The sequence below is a fragment of the Isoptericola halotolerans genome (assembly GCF_045689585.1).
GTDB classification, from domain to species: domain Bacteria; phylum Actinomycetota; class Actinomycetes; order Actinomycetales; family Cellulomonadaceae; genus Isoptericola; species Isoptericola halotolerans_B.
On the sequence record NZ_CP140108.1, the window covers coordinates 3,558,511 to 3,575,032 of the forward strand.

The 16,522-nt window shown below is 73.8% G+C and carries 16 protein-coding genes; 6 read left to right on the forward strand and 10 right to left on the reverse strand.

The genetic code is table 11. From position 1 onward, the window contains the following. Positions 1-14: 14 nt before the first annotated feature. From UQW22_RS16740 to UQW22_RS16755, 4 genes are read left to right on the forward strand one after another with little or no spacing between them, the layout of a single operon-like run. Positions 15-731, forward strand: a complete 717-nt coding sequence (locus UQW22_RS16740) for an AzlC family ABC transporter permease (protein ID WP_407318271.1) — start codon at positions 15-17, stop codon at positions 729-731. Beyond that, positions 728-1,048 (forward strand): AzlD domain-containing protein, encoded by a 321-nt coding sequence (locus tag UQW22_RS16745; protein WP_407318273.1) that lies wholly within the window; start codon positions 728-730, stop codon positions 1,046-1,048. The genes UQW22_RS16740 and UQW22_RS16745 overlap by 4 nt, the downstream gene beginning before the upstream one ends. Beyond that, positions 1,039-2,271 carry an MFS transporter gene (locus UQW22_RS16750; RefSeq protein ID WP_407318274.1) on the forward strand — a complete coding sequence of 411 codons (1,233 nt, stop codon included), beginning with the start codon at positions 1,039-1,041 and terminating at the stop codon, positions 2,269-2,271. The genes UQW22_RS16745 and UQW22_RS16750 overlap by 10 nt, the downstream gene beginning before the upstream one ends. Positions 2,272-2,281: 10 nt before the next feature. Next, positions 2,282-2,788, forward strand: coding sequence for a GNAT family N-acetyltransferase (locus tag UQW22_RS16755; RefSeq protein WP_407318275.1), 507 nt, complete (start codon positions 2,282-2,284; stop codon positions 2,786-2,788). Here the strand turns inward: UQW22_RS16755 and UQW22_RS16760 are convergent. Then, entirely contained in the window at positions 2,781-3,638 is an 858-nt protein-coding gene (locus tag UQW22_RS16760) for an HdeD family acid-resistance protein (protein ID WP_407318277.1), read from the reverse strand. The genes UQW22_RS16755 and UQW22_RS16760 overlap by 8 nt on opposite strands. 45 nt (positions 3,639-3,683) lie before the next feature. Between UQW22_RS16760 and UQW22_RS16765 the strand changes: the two genes are divergently transcribed. Both UQW22_RS16765 and UQW22_RS16770 read left to right on the forward strand, forming a co-directional pair. Further along, on the forward strand, positions 3,684-4,961 hold the full coding sequence (locus tag UQW22_RS16765; protein WP_407318278.1) for an MFS transporter: 1,278 nt from the start codon (positions 3,684-3,686) through the stop codon (positions 4,959-4,961). 45 nt (positions 4,962-5,006) lie between these two features. Continuing rightward, on the forward strand, positions 5,007-5,516 hold the full coding sequence (locus UQW22_RS16770) for a hypothetical protein (RefSeq protein ID WP_407318280.1): 510 nt from the start codon (positions 5,007-5,009) through the stop codon (positions 5,514-5,516). On the opposite strand, the gene UQW22_RS16775 is transcribed toward UQW22_RS16770, so the two are convergent. From UQW22_RS16775 to infB, 9 genes are all read right to left on the reverse strand, one after another. Continuing rightward, positions 5,500-5,985, reverse strand: a complete 486-nt coding sequence (locus UQW22_RS16775; RefSeq protein WP_407318281.1) for a tetratricopeptide repeat protein — start codon at positions 5,983-5,985, stop codon at positions 5,500-5,502. The genes UQW22_RS16770 and UQW22_RS16775 overlap by 17 nt on opposite strands. Beyond that, a complete protein-coding gene (gene dapB, locus UQW22_RS16780; protein WP_407318282.1) occupies positions 5,982-6,758 on the reverse strand; it encodes a 4-hydroxy-tetrahydrodipicolinate reductase in 777 nt (258 codons plus the stop codon). The genes UQW22_RS16775 and dapB overlap by 4 nt, the downstream gene beginning before the upstream one ends. Positions 6,759-6,768: 10 nt before the next feature. Further along, entirely contained in the window at positions 6,769-8,097 is a 1,329-nt protein-coding gene (locus tag UQW22_RS16785) for a M16 family metallopeptidase (RefSeq protein WP_407318283.1), read from the reverse strand. 8 nt (positions 8,098-8,105) lie between these two features. After that, entirely contained in the window at positions 8,106-10,364 is a 2,259-nt protein-coding gene (locus tag UQW22_RS16790; protein ID WP_407318284.1) for a polyribonucleotide nucleotidyltransferase, read from the reverse strand. Between the two features lie 210 nt (positions 10,365-10,574). Continuing rightward, complete coding sequence (rpsO, locus tag UQW22_RS16795; protein WP_106268080.1) at positions 10,575-10,844, reverse strand: 30S ribosomal protein S15; 270 nt, start codon at positions 10,842-10,844, stop codon at positions 10,575-10,577. Positions 10,845-10,996: 152 nt separating this feature from the next. Beyond that, positions 10,997-11,971, reverse strand: coding sequence for a bifunctional riboflavin kinase/FAD synthetase (locus UQW22_RS16800; RefSeq protein WP_407318285.1), 975 nt, complete (start codon positions 11,969-11,971; stop codon positions 10,997-10,999). 142 nt (positions 11,972-12,113) lie between these two features. Next, positions 12,114-13,016, reverse strand: coding sequence for a tRNA pseudouridine(55) synthase TruB (truB, locus tag UQW22_RS16805; protein ID WP_407318286.1), 903 nt, complete (start codon positions 13,014-13,016; stop codon positions 12,114-12,116). Between the two features lie 80 nt (positions 13,017-13,096). Continuing rightward, on the reverse strand, positions 13,097-13,519 hold the full coding sequence (gene rbfA, locus UQW22_RS16810) for a 30S ribosome-binding factor RbfA (RefSeq protein WP_407318288.1): 423 nt from the start codon (positions 13,517-13,519) through the stop codon (positions 13,097-13,099). An 88-nt stretch (positions 13,520-13,607) separates the two neighbouring features. Continuing rightward, the gene (gene infB, locus UQW22_RS16815; RefSeq protein WP_407318289.1) at positions 13,608-16,505 is read right to left on the reverse strand and encodes a translation initiation factor IF-2; all 2,898 of its coding nucleotides are present in this window, start codon (positions 16,503-16,505) and stop codon (positions 13,608-13,610) included. Positions 16,506-16,522: the final 17 nt, after the last annotated feature.

Here is a 16,522-nt window from a genome sequence, read left to right on the forward strand (position 1 = left end):
GTTTCCTGTGGGTCGTGGACCGACAGTTCTCACCGAGAGCCTCCCCCGAGGTCGCCGCCGCCGTCCGGCAGGGCGCGAGCGTCGCGGTCGCGACCGGCCTGTACGGCATCTCCTTCGGCGCCCTGGCCGTCGTCGCCGGGCTCTCGGTCGCGCAGACCGCCGCGCTGAGCCTGCTGCTGTTCTCCGGAGGTTCGCAGTTCGCGCTCATCGGCGTCGTCGCGGCGGGCGGGTCACCGGTCGCGGCGATCGCGACGTCGACGCTGCTCGGCGTACGGAACATGCTCTACGGGGCGGTCGTGTCGCCGCTGCTGTCCCTGACCGGCTGGCGCCGGCTCGTCGCCGCCCAGGTCACGATCGACGAGTCGATAGCGGTGGCGGTCGGCCAGCGCACGCCCGCGGCGGTGCGAGCCGGGTTCTGGACGGCAGGGCTCGGGGTCTTCGTGCTGTGGAACGCGTTCACCCTGGTGGGTGCGCTCGCCGGCGACGCGCTCGGTGACCCCCGCGCCTGGGGTCTCGACGCAGCGGCCGGGGCGGCGTTCCTCGCGCTGGTGTGGCCGCGGCTCGCCGACCGCCGTGCCCAGGTCGTCGCCGGACTGGCCGTGCTCGTCACGCTCGCCCTGGTCCCGGTGACGCCGGCGGGCGTCCCGGTGCTCGCCGCGGCGGCGGCGGCGATCGTCGTCGGCCTCGTGGCACCTGCACGGCCGACGCCCGACGCGGAGGGTGGGCGATGACCACCACCGTGCTCTGGGTGACGGTCGTCGTCGCCTCGCTCGCGAGCCTCGGGCTCAAGCTCGCCGGGCACCGGGTCCCCGAGCACTGGCTGGCCACCGAGCGGGTGCAGCGCACCTCCACCCTCGTGACGGTCGCGCTGCTCGTCTCCCTCGTCGTCGTGCAGACCTTCGCCGACGGCGCGTCCGTCGTCGTCGACGCCCGCGTCCCCGCGCTCGCGGTGGCCGCCGTGGCCCTGGTGCTGCGCGCCCCGTTCATCGTGGTCGTCGTGCTCGCGGCGGCCTCGGCAGCCGGTCTGCGAGCTCTCGGGTGGGGCTGAGGCAGGAGGTCACCCGGGCACGGTGGACGCTCCTGGTGCAGTTCTCGCTGTTCGGCGTGCTGGGCACGTCGTGGATGAGCCGGCTGCCCTCGATCCGGTCGGAGCTGGGACTCAGCGCCGGACAGCTCGGGTCGCTCCTTGTCGTGGGCGGCGTCGGCACGCTGCTGGCGGTGCTCGTCACCGGCGCCGTCGTCGCCCGCTTCGGCAGTCGGCGGACGCTCGTCGCGGCCACGGCGGGCAACGCCGTCGGTTTCGGGGTGCTCGCCGTCGCGACGGCCACGGCCAGCGTGCCGCTGTTCGCGCTGGGGGCGTGCGTGAACGGGATGTGCGGCGCCCTGACCAACATCCCGATCAACATCAGCGCGGCCGGGGTGGAGCGCGCGGTCGGGCGGGCCATCCTGCCCCACTTCCACGCGGCGTTCTCCGTCGGAGCCGCCCTGGGCGCGCTCGTCGGGGCTGCCTTCGCCTGGTCCGGCGCGCACGTCGCCGTCCAGCTCGTCGTGGTCACCGCCGTCGTCACCCTCGTGCGCGCCCTGCTCGTCGTGCCGTCGACGATGCTGGCTCCCGCCCACGGGCGCGCGACCTCGGACGGGGCCACCTCCAGGCGCGGCAGCGGGGTGCGCGCCGCGCTGGCTGCCTGGCGCGAGCCCCGCACGCTGCTCGTCGGCCTGGTGCTGCTGGCCGCCTCCCTCTCCGAGGGGTCGGCCGGGACGTGGCTGTCCCTCGCCGTCGTCGACGGGTTCGCCGCCCGGGAAGCGGTCGGCGCCGTCGCCTACGGGACGTTCGTGGCCTCGATGACCGCCGTGCGGCTCGCCGGCACCGGCCTGATCGACCGGTGGGGGCGGGTGACCGTCCTGCGCGTCTCGGGGTTCGCCGGCCTGGCCGGGCTGCTCCTGTTCGGTCTGGCACCGACGCTGTCCCTGGCCTGGGTCGGTGTCGTCCTGTGGGGGTGCGGCGCTGCGCTGGCGAACCCGATCGCCATCTCGGCGGCGTCGGACGAACCCGTCCACGCCGCGCCCCGCGTCGCCGTCGCGACCTCGTTCTCGACGGTGTCGATGCTCGCCGCACCACCGTTGCTCGGTCTGCTGGCCGACCAGGTCGGGGTGCGCTCGGCGCTGCTCGTCATCTGCGGCGCCGTGGTGCTCAGTCTTGCGGTGGCCGGGCAGGTCCGGCCACCGCGGGACGCCCCCGTGACGTCCCGCGACCCGCTGACGAGCACCTAGGGTGTGAGCCATGGCACTGTTCCGCGAGACCGCCGACGTCTCCGTCCGCCCGGCCGTCCCCGGCGACGAGGAGGCGGTGACCCGGGTCCAGGTCGACGCCTGGCGCTCCACGCACGCCGAGACGCTCGGTGGCGCCGTCGACGCCCTCGACGTGCCGCGGATGCAGGTGCGGTGGACGGACGCGATCGTCCGCCCGCCCGGTCCGGGCTTCGCGGTGCTCGTCGCGCTCGACGGCCCGCGGGTCGTCGGCTTCGCCGCTGTCGGCCCCGGTCAGGTGATGGCTCTCGAGGTCGCGCCGGACCACCGGCTCGCCGGGCACGGCTCCCGGCTGCTGGCCGCCGCCGTCGACCGGCTGCGCACCGACGGCGCGACGGAGGTGGTCACCTGGGTGCTCGACGGTGACGAGGGTCGCGAGCGCTTCCTGTCCTCGTCCGGTCTCGGCCCCGACGGTGTCGAGCGGGCGCTCGCCACCGGCGCACGAGACGTCGTCGAGCGCCGCTGGTCGGCCGTCATCTGACCTCGTCGGTCCCCTCGCTCCCCGGCCCGCCCTCGCGCTCCGGCGCGCCACCTGCGGCCGGGTCGTCCACCGGGGTCGAGACCGACGGCGGGCCCCCCGCGGCGCCAGGCGGCGACGCCGTACCCGGAGCATCGGCGGGACGCACCGTCGGTCCGGCCGCCGCCGCGGGCGCCGCCTGCGGGTTCGCCGAGCCCAGCACCGAACCGCCCGTGACCACGACGCCCATCCTCTCCGCCTGCTCGCGCAGCCCCCACAGCTCACGGGAGACCGAGCGGACGGCGAACCCGGACACCAGGTGGATCGAGCCGGCGACGAACGCGAACAGCGCGAAGACGATCGTCACGAGCCGCAGCACGTCCAGGGAGTCGAGCGGACGCGTGACCAGCAGCAGGCCGAACAGCCCCGCCGTGATGCCGAAAGTGATCATCCACGGCCAGCCGAGGTCGCGGTTGCGCGCCAGGGCGGCGCCGCCGACGACCGCGACGATCCCGAGCACGATCGCCCAGCTGGCGAGGACGTAGTAGAGCGGCGTCGGCTCCAGGTCCGGCCAGAACGCCACGGCGACGCCGAAGAGGACGTTGACGCCAGCCTGTGCGAGCCACCAGGCCGAGCCCACCTGCCGGCGGTGCACGAACCACTGGACCACGACCAGCACGGCGTCGAGCACCAGGAACGCGCCGACGAGCAGCCGCAGCACCTCCAGCTCGCCCAGGGGCTCGATCATCAGCAGCAGGCCGAGCACCACGAGGGCGACCCCCCGCACGACGGGCAGCCACCAGACCCGCCGGAACGGGTTGCGGAACGCGCCGACAGCGGCGTCGTCGGTGGCGTCCACGTCGTCGGTTGCCATGCGTGGTCCTCTCGTCGACTGCTGACCTGCGGTCATGCTACGAGCGTGGCCACCCCCGTGCACGACGGGCCCACGACGGACGGTGGGCACGCCGCCGGATGGCAGGATGAGGCGGTGCCACCGTCAACCCCCACCACCCGCACCGTGCGCGACGCGGCCGGAGGGATCGCGGTCCTCGCGGTCGCGAACTTCGTCGCCATCACCACCGAGGTGCTGCCCGTCGGCCTCCTGCCGCAGCTGGCCCGCGGTGTCGGTGTCCCGGAGTCGACCGCCGGCCTGCTCGTCACCGTCTACGCCCTCGTCGTCGCGGCCTGCGCCGTGCCGCTCACCCTGGTCACGCAACGGTTCCCCCGCAAACCCCTGCTCCTCGTCACGCTCGCGACCTACGCGGCCGGCAACCTGCTCGTCGCGGTGGCACCGTCGTACGCCGTCATGGCCGCCGGGCGCACCCTCGGCGGGATCGGTCACGCCGTCTTCTTCTCGGTGTCGATCGCGTACGCCGCCCGCCTCGTGGGGCCGCTCCACACCGGCCGTGCGCTGACGCTCGTCACCGCGGGCGGGACCATGGGGTTCGTCCTGGGGGTGCCCCTGTCGACGTCCCTGGGTGCCGCCGTCGGCTGGCGGTGGTCGTTCGCCCTGCTCGGTGGCGTCTGCGCCCTGACGGCGCTGCTGGTGGCCCGGCTGCTGCCCGCCGTGGCCGTCGACCCGCCGCCGGCACGCGACCGTTCGGCCGCCCGCCAGGGACGCCGGCGGCTCGGGGTCGTGGTCGGCACCAACACAGTGCTGTTCGGCGGGCACTACGCCGTCTACACCTACATCTCGGTGCTGCTCCTGGCGGCCGGGCTGTCCGAGGCCGCGGTCGGTCCGGTGCTCCTGCTCTTCGGGGCCCTGGGTCTCGTCGGGCTGTGGGCCGCGGCCCGCTACCTGGACCGCACGCCCCGCGCCCTGACGATCACCGCCATGGCCACGATCGTCGTCGCGTTGGCGGTCCTCGCCCTCGCCCTGCCCCACCCCGCGGGCGTCCTCGTCGCCGGCGGCGTGTGGCTCGCGGCGTTCGGCGCGATCCCCGCGACGTTCCAGGCGGCGGCGTTGCGCACGCAGGGCGCGACGGCGGACGTCGCCGGGGCGTTCGTCAACGCGACCTCGAACCTCGGCATCGGCCTCGGCGCAGCCCTGGGGGCGACCCTCGTGGCTGGGCCGGGCACGCAGGCGCTGGCCCTGACGGGTGCGGGTGTCGTCGCGGTGGCATGCGTCGCCGTCCTCGTGGCACGCGGCGCCTTCCCGCGCGACGCGGCCCGCACGGACCCCGACCCGGTGCGGTAACCGCCACGTGACCGCGCCGTAGCACGGGCGTGCCAGCCTGACCCCATGGGCCACGTGGGCGGAGATGCCGGGTCGATCGTCACCGAGTACTTCGCTGCGCCGACGGACGCCCTGGCGGCGACCGTCGCCCAGCAGCCGGACGGGCCGTCGAGCTCAGCCCGTGGCTCCGGCGAAGCACTGTTCGACACCGTCCGGATGCCGTCTGTCGAACCGTTCGTGACGCTGGGCAGGCTGGGCGGCCTGCTCTGCGGGCGCTCCTACGGCGAGATCACCGAGAACCCCCGGCACGGCAGGCTGCTCAGCGGCGGGGCCGAGGGGCCGTGGGTGGTCACCGTCTCGGACGTCGTCGCCGCAGAGCTCGCCGCTGCGGCTCCGGATCGTCTCGCCGCCGTCGCGGCCCGTGCGGCGCGTCCGTCCGGTCCCGTCGGCACGGGGGCCCAGGAGCTCGGCGCCGCGCTGCGCGACCTCGGCGACCTGGCCGGACGAGCCCACGCCGTCCGGCACGCCCTGTACTGCTGGGCCGCCCTGCCGGGCGGCGTCAGCCGCGCGGTCTGAACAGCGCCGAGGCCCGGCGCAGGGCCGCACGAGCCCGACGCCGGTCCCCCGCGGCGTCGTAGGCGAACGCCAGGCGGTACCAGGACCGCCAGTCCTCGGGTGCCGCGTCGGCCGCGTCCCGGTACGCGCTGAACGCCTCGTCCGCCGCCGCACGGTCGATCCGGCCTCCCGGCGACCGGGGCAGGTCGTCAACGGGCAGCTCCCCCGCCGCGGCGAGATCGTCCGCCATGCTCTGCACACGGGCTGCCAGCCAGAACTCGCGGACGACGAGCCCGAGGACCAGCAGCGGGATGATGAGCACGGCGACCCCGATGCCGATGAGCATCGGCTCGCCGCTGGCCAGCATGGCGGCACCCCGGCCGGCGATGGCCCACACGTACAGGACGAGCAGCGCGGTGACGGCCAGGGCCCCCACGAGTCCGCGGGGCACCCGCCGCCGGGCGGGCGAGGCGGGTGCGCCGTCGGTCACGACAGGTCCAGCACGTTCTCGAGGCCCACCGTGAGCCCCGGCCGTGACCCGACCTCGCGCACGGCGAGCAGGACGCCCGGCATGAAGCTGGCCCGGTCGAACGAGTCCTGGCGGATCGTGAGCTGCTCCCCCTCGTTGCCGAAGAGGATCTCCTCGTGCGCCACGAGTCCTCGCAACCGCACCGCGTGCACCCGCACGCCGTCGACGTCGGCGCCCCGGGCGTCCCAGCCGTCCTGCGTCGCGTCCGGGGACGGTGCGAGGCCGGCCTCCGCGCGCGCCGCCGCGATCGCCGCGGCCGTGTGACGGGCGGTCCCGGACGGGGCGTCGACCTTGTCCGGGTGGTGCAGCTCGACGACCTCGGCCGACTCGAAGTAGCGTGCCGCCTTCGCGGCGAACGTCATCGCCAGGACCGCCGAGAGCCCGAAGTTGGGGGCGATGAGCACCCCCTGGCCGTCCGGCCTCCCGGCGTTGAGGCGTCCGAGGTGCTCCACGACGCGCCCCCGGGAGGCGTCGTCCCAGCCGGTGGTGCCCACGACCACGTGGGCACCGGCGTCGAGGGCCGCGTGCACGTTGTCCTCGGTGACGGCCGGCACGGTGAAGTCGACCGCGACCTGTGCGCCGGCGTCCCGGATCCCGGCCGCGACGTCGTCGCCGGCGTCGAGCCGCGCGACGAGCTCGACACCCTGCGCTGCCTCGACGGCGTCGCAGGTCTGGGCGCCCATCCGCCCGGCGGCACCGACCACGGCCACCCTGATGATGCTGCTGGTGCTCACTGGCACTACCTCACTCTCCGAAGGGGCCGACGCGCACGACCGAGCGGGGCCGCGACGCGAGGTCGGCGGCCAGCTCTCGGACGTCGGCAGCGGTGACGGCACGAACACGTTCCAGCGACTCGTCGACCGTCAGGAGCTCGCCGAGCACCAGCTCCGCGCGTCCCAGGCGGCTCATGCGCGAGCCGGAGTCCTCCAGGCCGAGCACCAGCCCTCCCGAGAGCTGGCCCACCGAGCGATCGAGCTCCGCCCCGGTGATGCCGTCGGTGGCGAGCCGCTCGAGCTCGGCGACCATCAGGGCGGTCACCTGGTCGATCTTCGCCGGGGTGCACCCCGCGTAGAGCCCGAAGAGGCCGAGCCCCCCGTGGCCCTGGGCGAAGGAGTACGTCGCGTACGCCAGGCCGCGCTTCTCGCGGACCTCCTGGAACAGCCGGGACGACATGCCGCCGCCGAGGACGGCGTGCAGGACGGTCGAGGCGAACCTGCGGTCGTCGGACGCGCTGAGGCCCGTCCCACCGACGATCACGTTGGCCTGCTCGACCTGCCGCCGGACGCTCAGCTCGACGCCCGCCGTCGGGACGCCGTGGGACTCCGCGGCGCTCGGACGACGGTCCCGCGGGACCGCCGACGGGTCGAGGTCCCAACCTCCGGCGACGAGCGCGTCCCCCACCTGCCGGACGATCGCGTCGTGGTCCACGCCCCCGGCCGCCGCGATCACGAGCGTCTCCGGCCGGTAGTGCCACCGGTAGTGCTCCAGCACCGCCTCGCGCGGGACGGCGCGGATCGTGTCGGGGGTGCCGCCGATGGGGCGACCGAGCGGGTGCGACCCGAGCACCGCGGCGGCGAACTCCTCGTGGACGACCTCCCCGGGGTCGTCGTCCGTCATGGCGATCTCCTCGAGGATCACGCCGCGTTCGGTCTCGAGCTCGTCGGCGTCCAGGCGCGCCGAGGTCACCATGTCGGCGATCACCTCGATCGCCATCGGGACGTCCTCGTCGAGCACCCGCGCGTAGTAGCAGGTGTGCTCCTTGCCGGTGGCGGCGTTGGCCTCGCCGCCGACGGCGTCGAACGCCTCGGCGATGTCGAGCGCCGAGCGGGTGCGCGTGCCCTTGAAGAGCAGGTGCTCCAGGAAGTGCGTGGAGCCGTGGTGGCCGTCGGTCTCGTCCCGGGAGCCGACACCGACCCACGCCCCGACGGTGGCGGAGCGCAGGCCGGGCATGTGCTCGGTGAGCACACGCACACCGCCGGGCAGGACGCTGCGACGGATCGTCGCACCGTCCTGCCCGGCGGTCAGCTCGGCACCCGGCTGGCCCGCTCCGACGAGCGGGAGGTGCTGGCTCATGCGGTCGATCAGGCCTCGCTCGGCTGCTCGGCCTGCTCGGAGCCTGCGTCGGCGGTCTCGGCCGACTCCTCGTCCTCGGTGACCGCGACGAGCGAGAGCTTGCCCCGCGGGTCGATCTCACCGATCTCGACCTGGATCTTCTGCCCGATGGAGAGCACGTCGTCGACGTTCTCGACCCGCTTGCCGCCCACGAGCTTGCGGAGCTGGCTGATGTGCAGCAGCCCGTCCTTGCCCGGGGAGAGCGAGATGAACGCACCGAACGACGTCGTCTTGACGACCGTGCCGACGAAGCGCTCGCCGACCTCCGGCACGTGCGGGTTGGCGATCGCGTTGATCGCCGCGCGCGCGGCCTCGGCGGACGGGCCGTCCGTCGCGCCGATGTAGACGGTGCCGTCGTCCTCGATGGAGATGTCGGCGCCGGTCTCCTCCTGGATCTGGTTGATCATCTTGCCCTTGGGTCCGATGACCTCGCCGATCTTGTCCACGGGGACCTTCACCGCGATGACGCGCGGGGCGTTCACCGACATCTCGTCCGGGGTGTCGATCGCCTCGGCGAGCACGTCGAGGATCGTCAGGCGGGCGTCGCGCGCCTGACCGAGCGCGGCCGTCAGCACCGAGGCGGGGATGCCGTCGAGCTTGGTGTCGAGCTGGATCGCCGTGACGAACTCACGGGTGCCGGCGACCTTGAAGTCCATGTCGCCGAACGCGTCCTCGGCGCCCAGGATGTCGGTCATCGCGGCGTAGCGGGTGTCCCCGTCGACCGTGTCCGAGACCAGACCCATCGCGATGCCCGCGACCGGGGCCTTGAGGGGCACACCGGCGTTGAGCAGCGACAGCGTCGAGGCGCAGACCGAACCCATCGACGTCGACCCGTTGGAGCCGAGCGCCTCGGAGACCTGGCGGATCGCGTAGGGGAACTCCTCGCGGCTCGGCAGGACCGGCACCAGGGCACGCTCGGCGAGCGCCCCGTGGCCGATCTCGCGGCGCTTCGGGCTGCCGACGCGGCCCGTCTCGCCCGTCGAGTACGGCGGGAAGTTGTAGTTGTGCATGTAGCGCTTGCGCGTGACCGGCCCGAGCGAGTCGATCTGCTGCTCCATGCGCAGCATGTTCAGCGTGGTGACACCCAGGATCTGCGTCTCGCCGCGCTCGAACAGCGCCGAACCGTGCACGCGCGGGAGCACCTCGACCTCGGCGGACAGGGTGCGGATGTCCGCGAGCCCCCGGCCGTCGATGCGCACGCCCTCGGTGAGGACGCGCTGGCGCACGAGCTGCTTCTGCAGCGAGCGGTACGCGGCGGACAGCTCCTTCTCACGGCCCTCGAACTGGGCGCCGAGCTGGTCGAGCAGCTCGGTCTTGATCGCGTCCAGGCGGTTCTCGCGCTCCTGCTTGTCGGCGATCGCCAGCGCCTCGGTGGCGGTCGCGGACACCGCGGACTCCACGGCCGCGTACGCGTCGTCGGCGTAGTCCGGGAACAGCGGGAACTCCCGCACCTCCTTGGCCGACTGCTGCGCCAGCGACGCCTGGGCGTCGCAGAGCGCGGCGATGAACGGCTTGGCCGCCTCGATGCCCTCGGCCACGACCTGCTCCGTGGGAGCCGTCGCGCCCTCGGACGCGATGAGGTTCCACGCGTCGTCGGTGGCCTCGGCCTCGATCATCGCGATCGCGACGTCGGCGGAGCCGTCGGCGGCGGTGACCTTGCGGCCCGCGACGACCATCTCGAAGACCGCGCGCTCCTTGTCGGAGTGCTTCGGGAACGCGACCCACTGGCCGTCGACGAGCGCGATGCGCACCGCGCCGGCCGGGCCGGAGAACGGCAGGCCGGAGATCTGCGTCGACGCGGACGCGGCGTTCATCGCCAGGACGTCGTAGGCGTCGTCGGGGTGCTGGGCCATGACCGTGATGACGATCTGGACCTCGTTGCGCAGGCCCTTGACGAACAGCGGGCGCAGCGGGCGGTCCGTGAGGCGGCAGGTGAGGATCGCCTCGGTCGAGGGGCGGCCCTCGCGACGGAAGAACGAGCCGGGGATGCGTCCCGCGGCGTACATCCGCTCCTCGACGTCCACCGTCAGCGGGAAGAAGTCGAACTGGTCCTTGGGGTGCTTGCCGACGGCGGTGGTCGACAGCAGCATGGTGTCGCCGTCGAGGTAGGCCGCGACGGAGCCGGCGGCCTGACGGGCCAGACGGCCGGTCTCGAAGCGGATGGTACGGGTGCCGAACCGACCGTTGTCGATCACGGCCTCGGCGAACTGGATCTCGGGACCCTCCACGGGTGCCCTCCTGATTCTCGAAGGCGCCGCTCCCCCGCACGACGGTCTTCGATCGAGGCCCACGGAGCCGCGCACCGGACGGACCGGGCGGTTCGGGGGGCCACTACCGAGGACCGGACGACGGTCCGGCGGCGCGATGGTGTGGGTGTTACCAGGACATCACATCAGACCAGCCCGGCCCCTGCGAGGGGGCCGGGCCGGCCGGTGACGTCAGCGGCGCAGACCGAGGCGCTCGATGAGCGCGCGGTAGCGCACGATGTCGACCTTCTGCAGGTAGCCCTGCAGGCGACGGCGCTGGCCGACGAGCAGCAGCAGGCCACGACGCGAGTGGTGGTCGTGCTTGTGCTCCTTGAGGTGCTCGTTCAGGTCGTTGATGCGCTGCGTCAGCAGCGCGATCTGCACCTCCGGCGAGCCGGTGTCGCCCTCGTGAGTCGCGTACTCGGTGATGATGGACTGCTTGGTGGCAGCGTCGAGCGGCATGGCTCTCCTTCTGGTGTCGTTGCGCGGTGCTCCGGGACTTCTTCACCGGGCGCTCTGGATCCGCGGCCGAACTACGGCACCGCCATGCTACCAGCGCACCCGTCCGAGCCTGCGAGACGCTCCTCACCCGGCACCGCCGCGGCCGCCGCCGCTCAGGCGAGGATCGCGCGGGTGCGGTCGACGTCGTCGCGCATCTGACGCACCAGGGGATCGATCCCGTCGAAGCGCAACGTGGGACGCAGGTGCTCGACGAGCTCGAGCACGACCTCCTCGTCGTACAGGTCGAGGTCCGTGCGGTCGAGCACGTAGGCCTCGACACGGCGTGCGACGCCGTCGAAGGTCGGGTTGGTCCCGATCGAGATCGCGGCGGGCAGCCGGAGGTCGGGGTGCCCCGGCTCCCGTGCGGCCAGGGCAGGACGGCGCAGCCAGCCCGCGTACACGCCGTCGGCGGGCACCATGCCGGCGATCCCCCCGAGGTTCGCCGTCGGGAAGCCGAGCTCGCGGCCGCGCGCGTCACCGTGGACGACGGTGCCGCGCACCCGGTGGGTCCGGCCCAGGACGTCGGCGGCCTGGGCGACGTCACCCTCGGCCAGGAGCGCGCGCGCCGCCGAGCTCGACCAGCGCTGCCGCGCACCGGCCGACACCGCCAGGCACTCCCCGACGTCGTCGATCGCCACGACCTCGAACCCGTGCTCGCCGCCGAGCCGGACCATCGTCGCGAGCGTGCCGGAGTTGTCGCGGCCGAACCGGACGTCGTGGCCGACCACGACGCTGCGCGCCCCGAGCGCCTGCGTGAGGTAGCGCGTGACGAACTCCTCGGGACTCTGGCGGGCGAACTCCAGCGAGTACGGGATCACGAGGACGGCGTCCAGGCCCGTGGCGGCCATCAGGTCCAGCCGGTCGGCCGGCCCCGTCAGCTGCTCGGGCGCGGACTCGGGGCGGTGCACCACCGCGGGGTGGGGGTCGAACGTCACGGCGACGGCCGCGAGGGCATCGGCCCGGGCCAGTCGCACCAGCCGGCCGAGCACCGCCTGGTGCCCGCGGTGCACGCCGTCGAAGTTGCCGATCGTCACGGCGGACGGGCCGAAGCCGTCGGGGACCTGCTCCAGGTCCGTGAACACCTGCACGCCGCTCGTGCTCCTCGCTCGTCGGGACGGCACCGTCACCGGCACCGACGGACCAGGATAGTCCGGGTCGGGCCGGCGGCACCGCCGGCGACCTCGCGGCGCACCGTGAGGTACGCCTCCCGGGCGCGGCCCGGAGGTCTCCTCACCCGGCCGGCGCGAGCACGAGGACCGGCTTGGCCAGCCGCTCACCCCGCCGCGACGTGTCCTCCAGGAGCGCGACGAGCGCACCGTCCGGCCCGATCCCGGCCACGGTCCCGCCGCTGCCCGACGGCGCCACCCACTGCCCGTAGCCGAGCGCGCGCGCCTCTGCCTCGGTGAGCTCGCGCACCGTGAAGGTCGCCCGGGCCGCGTCGGCGAGCGGCGTCGTGGCCAGCACGCCGTCCCCGTCCGCCTGGGCCTCCATCGCCTCGAGCGTCCGGGCCCCGGCCAGCTCGTACCCGCCGACGCGCGTGCGTCGCAACGCGGTCAGGTGGCCCGCGGTCCCGAGAGCCGTGCCGAGGTCGCGCGCGAGCGCGCGGACGTACGTCCCCGACGAGACGACCACCCGGGCGTCGAGGTCCAGCACGGGCGTGCCGTCGTCCGCCGTCCCGGGACGGGTCGCGAGCACCTCGAAGCTGCTGACCGTGACGCGCCGGGCTGCCAGCTCGACGTCCTCGCCCGCGCGGGCACGGTCGTACGCGCGACGACCGTCCACCTTGATCGCACTGACGGTCGTGGGCACCTGCTGGATCTCCCCCGTCAGGACCGCCACCTCCCGGTCGAGGGCCGTGCGCTCCACGCCGGCCCCGACACCGGGTGTCGTCGTGACCGCACCCTCGGCGTCGTCCGTCGTCGTGCCGACGCCCAGCCGGATCGTGGCGTCGTACGCCTTGTCCGCACCGACGACGTAGGTCAGCAGACGGGTCGCCCGGCCCACGCCGACGACGAGGACACCGGTCGCCATGGGGTCCAGCGTGCCGGCGTGGCCGACCTTGCGGGTCCCTGCCAGCCGGCGGCAGCGCGCGACGACGTCGTGGCTGGTCAGGCCCGCGGGCTTGTCGACCACGAGGAGACCGTCCGGCGCGGTCGGCCGGCGCGGGGGTCGCGCGGTCCGCTGCTCCCCCGCGCCCGACCGGTCTGCCGGTGTCACTCGTCGTCGGTGCGGTACGGGTCCGCGTCGCCGGCGGGCTGCTTGCCCTCGCGCAACGCCGCCAGCTCGGCATCGCGCCGCCGGGCCTCGAGGAGGGCGGCGTCGAGGTGCGCCGCCGTCTCCGGCACCGAGTCCAGGTGGAACTCGACGGTCGGGGTCAGCCGCATCTGGGTCTGCTTGCCGACCTCCGAGCGGATCATGCCCTTCGCGCTCTCCAGCGCCGCAGCCGTGCCGACGTGCTCCTCCTCGCTGCCGTAGACCGTGTAGAACACCGACGCCTGCTGCAGGTCGCCCGTGACACGGACGTCGGTGATCGTGACGAACCCGAGGCGCGGGTCCTTGATCCGGGTGTCGAGCAGCTGCGCGACGATCTCCTTGATGCGGTCCGCCAGCTTGCGGGCCCGTGGGTTCTCACTCATCCGTGCTCCCTCTCCTGACGCCGACGGCGCCCCGCTCGCCACCGCTGGGGTCAGCGGGACGAGCAGGACGCCGTCGGCGATGTCGACCTCAGTCGCGCGGGATCTCGCGCATCTCGAAGGTCTCGATGATGTCACCCTCGGTGACGTCGTTGTAGGACCCGAGACCGATACCGCACTCGAAGCCCTCGCGGACCTCCGTGACGTCGTCCTTCTCGCGCCGCAGCGACTCCACCGTGAGGTTGTCCCCGACGACCTTGCCGTCGCGCAGCACGCGCGCCTTGGAGTTCCGTCGGATGGTGCCGGACCGGACGATCGAACCGGCGATGTTGCCGAACTTCGAGGAGCGGAAGACCTGGCGGATCTCGGCGGAACCGAGGGTCGCCTCCTCGTACTCCGGCTTGAGCATGCCCTTGAGGGCCGCCTCGATGTCGTCGATCGCCTGGTAGATGACCGAGTAGAACTTGACGTCCACGCCCTCGCGCTCCGCCAGGTCCTCGACACGCTCGCCGTAACGGACGTTGAACCCGATGATCACGGCGTTGTCGACCGTGGCCAGGTTCACGTCGTTCTGCGTGATGTCGCCGACGCCGCGGTGGATGACCCGCAGGTCCACCTCGTCGCCCACGTCGATCTTGAGCAGCGCGTCCTCGAGCGCCTCGACGGCACCGGAGACGTCGCCCTTGAGGACCAGGTTGAGAGTTTCGACCTTGCCCTGCTCGAGCGCCTTGGTGAAGTCCTCGAGGCTGATGCGCTTGCGGCGCTTCGCCAGGAGGGCGGCACGCTCGGCGGCCTCCCGCTTCTCGGCGATCTGACGGGCCGTGCGCTCGTCCGGTGCCACCAGGAAGGTGTCACCGGCACCCGGCACGGACGCCAGACCCAGCACCAGGACCGGACGTGCCGGGCCTGCCTGCCGGACGGACTCGCCGTGCTCGTCGAACATCGCCCGCACGCGGCCGTGCGCCGTCCCGGCGACGATCGCGTCGCCGACGTTCAGCGTGCCGGACTGCACGAGCACCGTGGCCACGGAACCGCGGCCCTTGTCCAGGTGCGCCTCGATCGCCACACCACGGGCGTCCTTCTCCGGGTTGGCCCGCAGGTCCAGCGCGGCGTCCGCCGTGAGCAGCACGGCCTCGAGCAGGTTGTCGATGCCCTGGCGCTGCAGCGCGGAGACGTCGACGAACATGGTCTCGCCGCCGTACTCCTCGGCGACCAGGTTGTACTCGGTGAGCTGCTGGCGGATCTTGTCCGGGTTCGCGCCCTCCTTGTCCACCTTGTTCACCGCGACCACGATCGGCACGTCGGCCGCCTGGGCGTGGTTCAGCGCCTCGATCGTCTGGGGCATCACGCCGTCGTCCGCGGCCACCACGAGGATCGCGATGTCCGTGACCTTGGCACCACGGGCACGCATGGCGGTGAACGCCTCGTGACCCGGGGTGTCGATGAACGTGACGGCACGGTCGGCACCCTCGTGCTCGGTGTGCACCTGGTACGCACCGATGTGCTGGGTGATCCCGCCGGCCTCGCCGGCGACGACGTCCGTGGACCGGATCGCGTCGAGCAGCTTGGTCTTACCGTGGTCGACGTGACCCATGACGGTCACGACCGGCGGACGAGGCATCAGGTCCTCGTCGTCCTCGCCGGCCTCCTCCGCCTCGAGGTCGATGTCGAAGGACCCGAGCAGCTCGCGGTCCTCCTCCTCGGCGGAGACCATCTCGATCCGGTAGCCGAGCTCGACGCCCAGCGTGGCGAACGTGTCCTCGTCGAGCGACTGCGTGGCCGTGGCCATCTCGCCGAGGTGCATCAGCACCGTGACGAGCGAGGCCGGGTTCGCGTCGATCTTGTCCGCGAAGTCGTTGAGCGAGGCTCCGTGGCGCAGGCGCACCGTGGTGCTGCCGTTGCCGCGGGGGACGCTGACACCGCCGAGCGACGGCGCCTGCATCTGCTCGAACTCCTGGCGCTTCGCCCGCTTCGACTTGCGCCCGCGGACGGGACGACCACCGGCGCGACCGAACGCACCCTGGGTGCTACCACGACCCGCGCCGCCGCGGCCGCGGAAACCGCCGCCGCCGCCGGGGCGGAAACCACCGCGACCGCCGCCACCGGGAGCGCCACCGGGACCACCGGGACCGCCGCCCTGGCCGCCACGACCACGACCGCCGCCGCCGCGACCACCGGCCGCCGGGCGCTCGCCCGGACGCGGCATGCTGGTCTTGCCCGGCATCATGCCCGGGTTGGGACGCGGACCACCCGGACGCGGCGCTGCCGGACGCGGACCGCCCGGACGCGGACCACCGGGGCGCTCGCCCTGGGCCGGGGCACCCTCGCCACGCTGCGGACGCTGCATGCCCTGCTGAGAGGCGTACGGGTTGTTTCCCGGACGAGGGCCGCCGCCCGAGCGCTGCATACCCTGCTGCGAGGCGTACGGGTTGTTGCCCGGACGCGGCGAGCCGCCGCGACCGCCGGAGCGCTGCTGCCCCCCGGACTTGCCGGGCTTGGGCGCAGCACCGGGCTTCGGGGCCGCACCCGGCTTGGGGGCCGCACCCGGCTTCGGCGCCGCACCCGGCTTCGGCGCCGCACCCGGCTTGGGAGCGGCGTCCGGCTGGGGGGTCTCGGCGGCGGGCGCCGACTCCTGCCGCGGGGCGGCGTCCGGCCGGGGCGCCTCCGCCGCGGGCGCCGACTCCTGCTGCGGAGCGGCGTCCGGCGTCGGGGCCGGCGGGGACGCGGGCTCGGCCGGTGCCGGCTTGGCCGGTGCGTTCCGCGCACCCGGCTTGGGCGCTCCCGGCTTCTTCGGCGTGGGCTGGGCGCTCTTCGCGCCCTGCTCGCCGCCGGCGCCCTGGAACTTGCTGCGCATCGTGCGCTCCACCGGCGCCTCGAGGGTAGAGGACGCCGAGCGGACGAACTCTCCTGACGCCTTCAGCTCGGCCATCAGGGTCTTGCTTTCCACTCCGAGCTGCTTCGCGAGCTCGTGGACGCGGATCTTCGCCACATCTCTCCTGTCTCGGC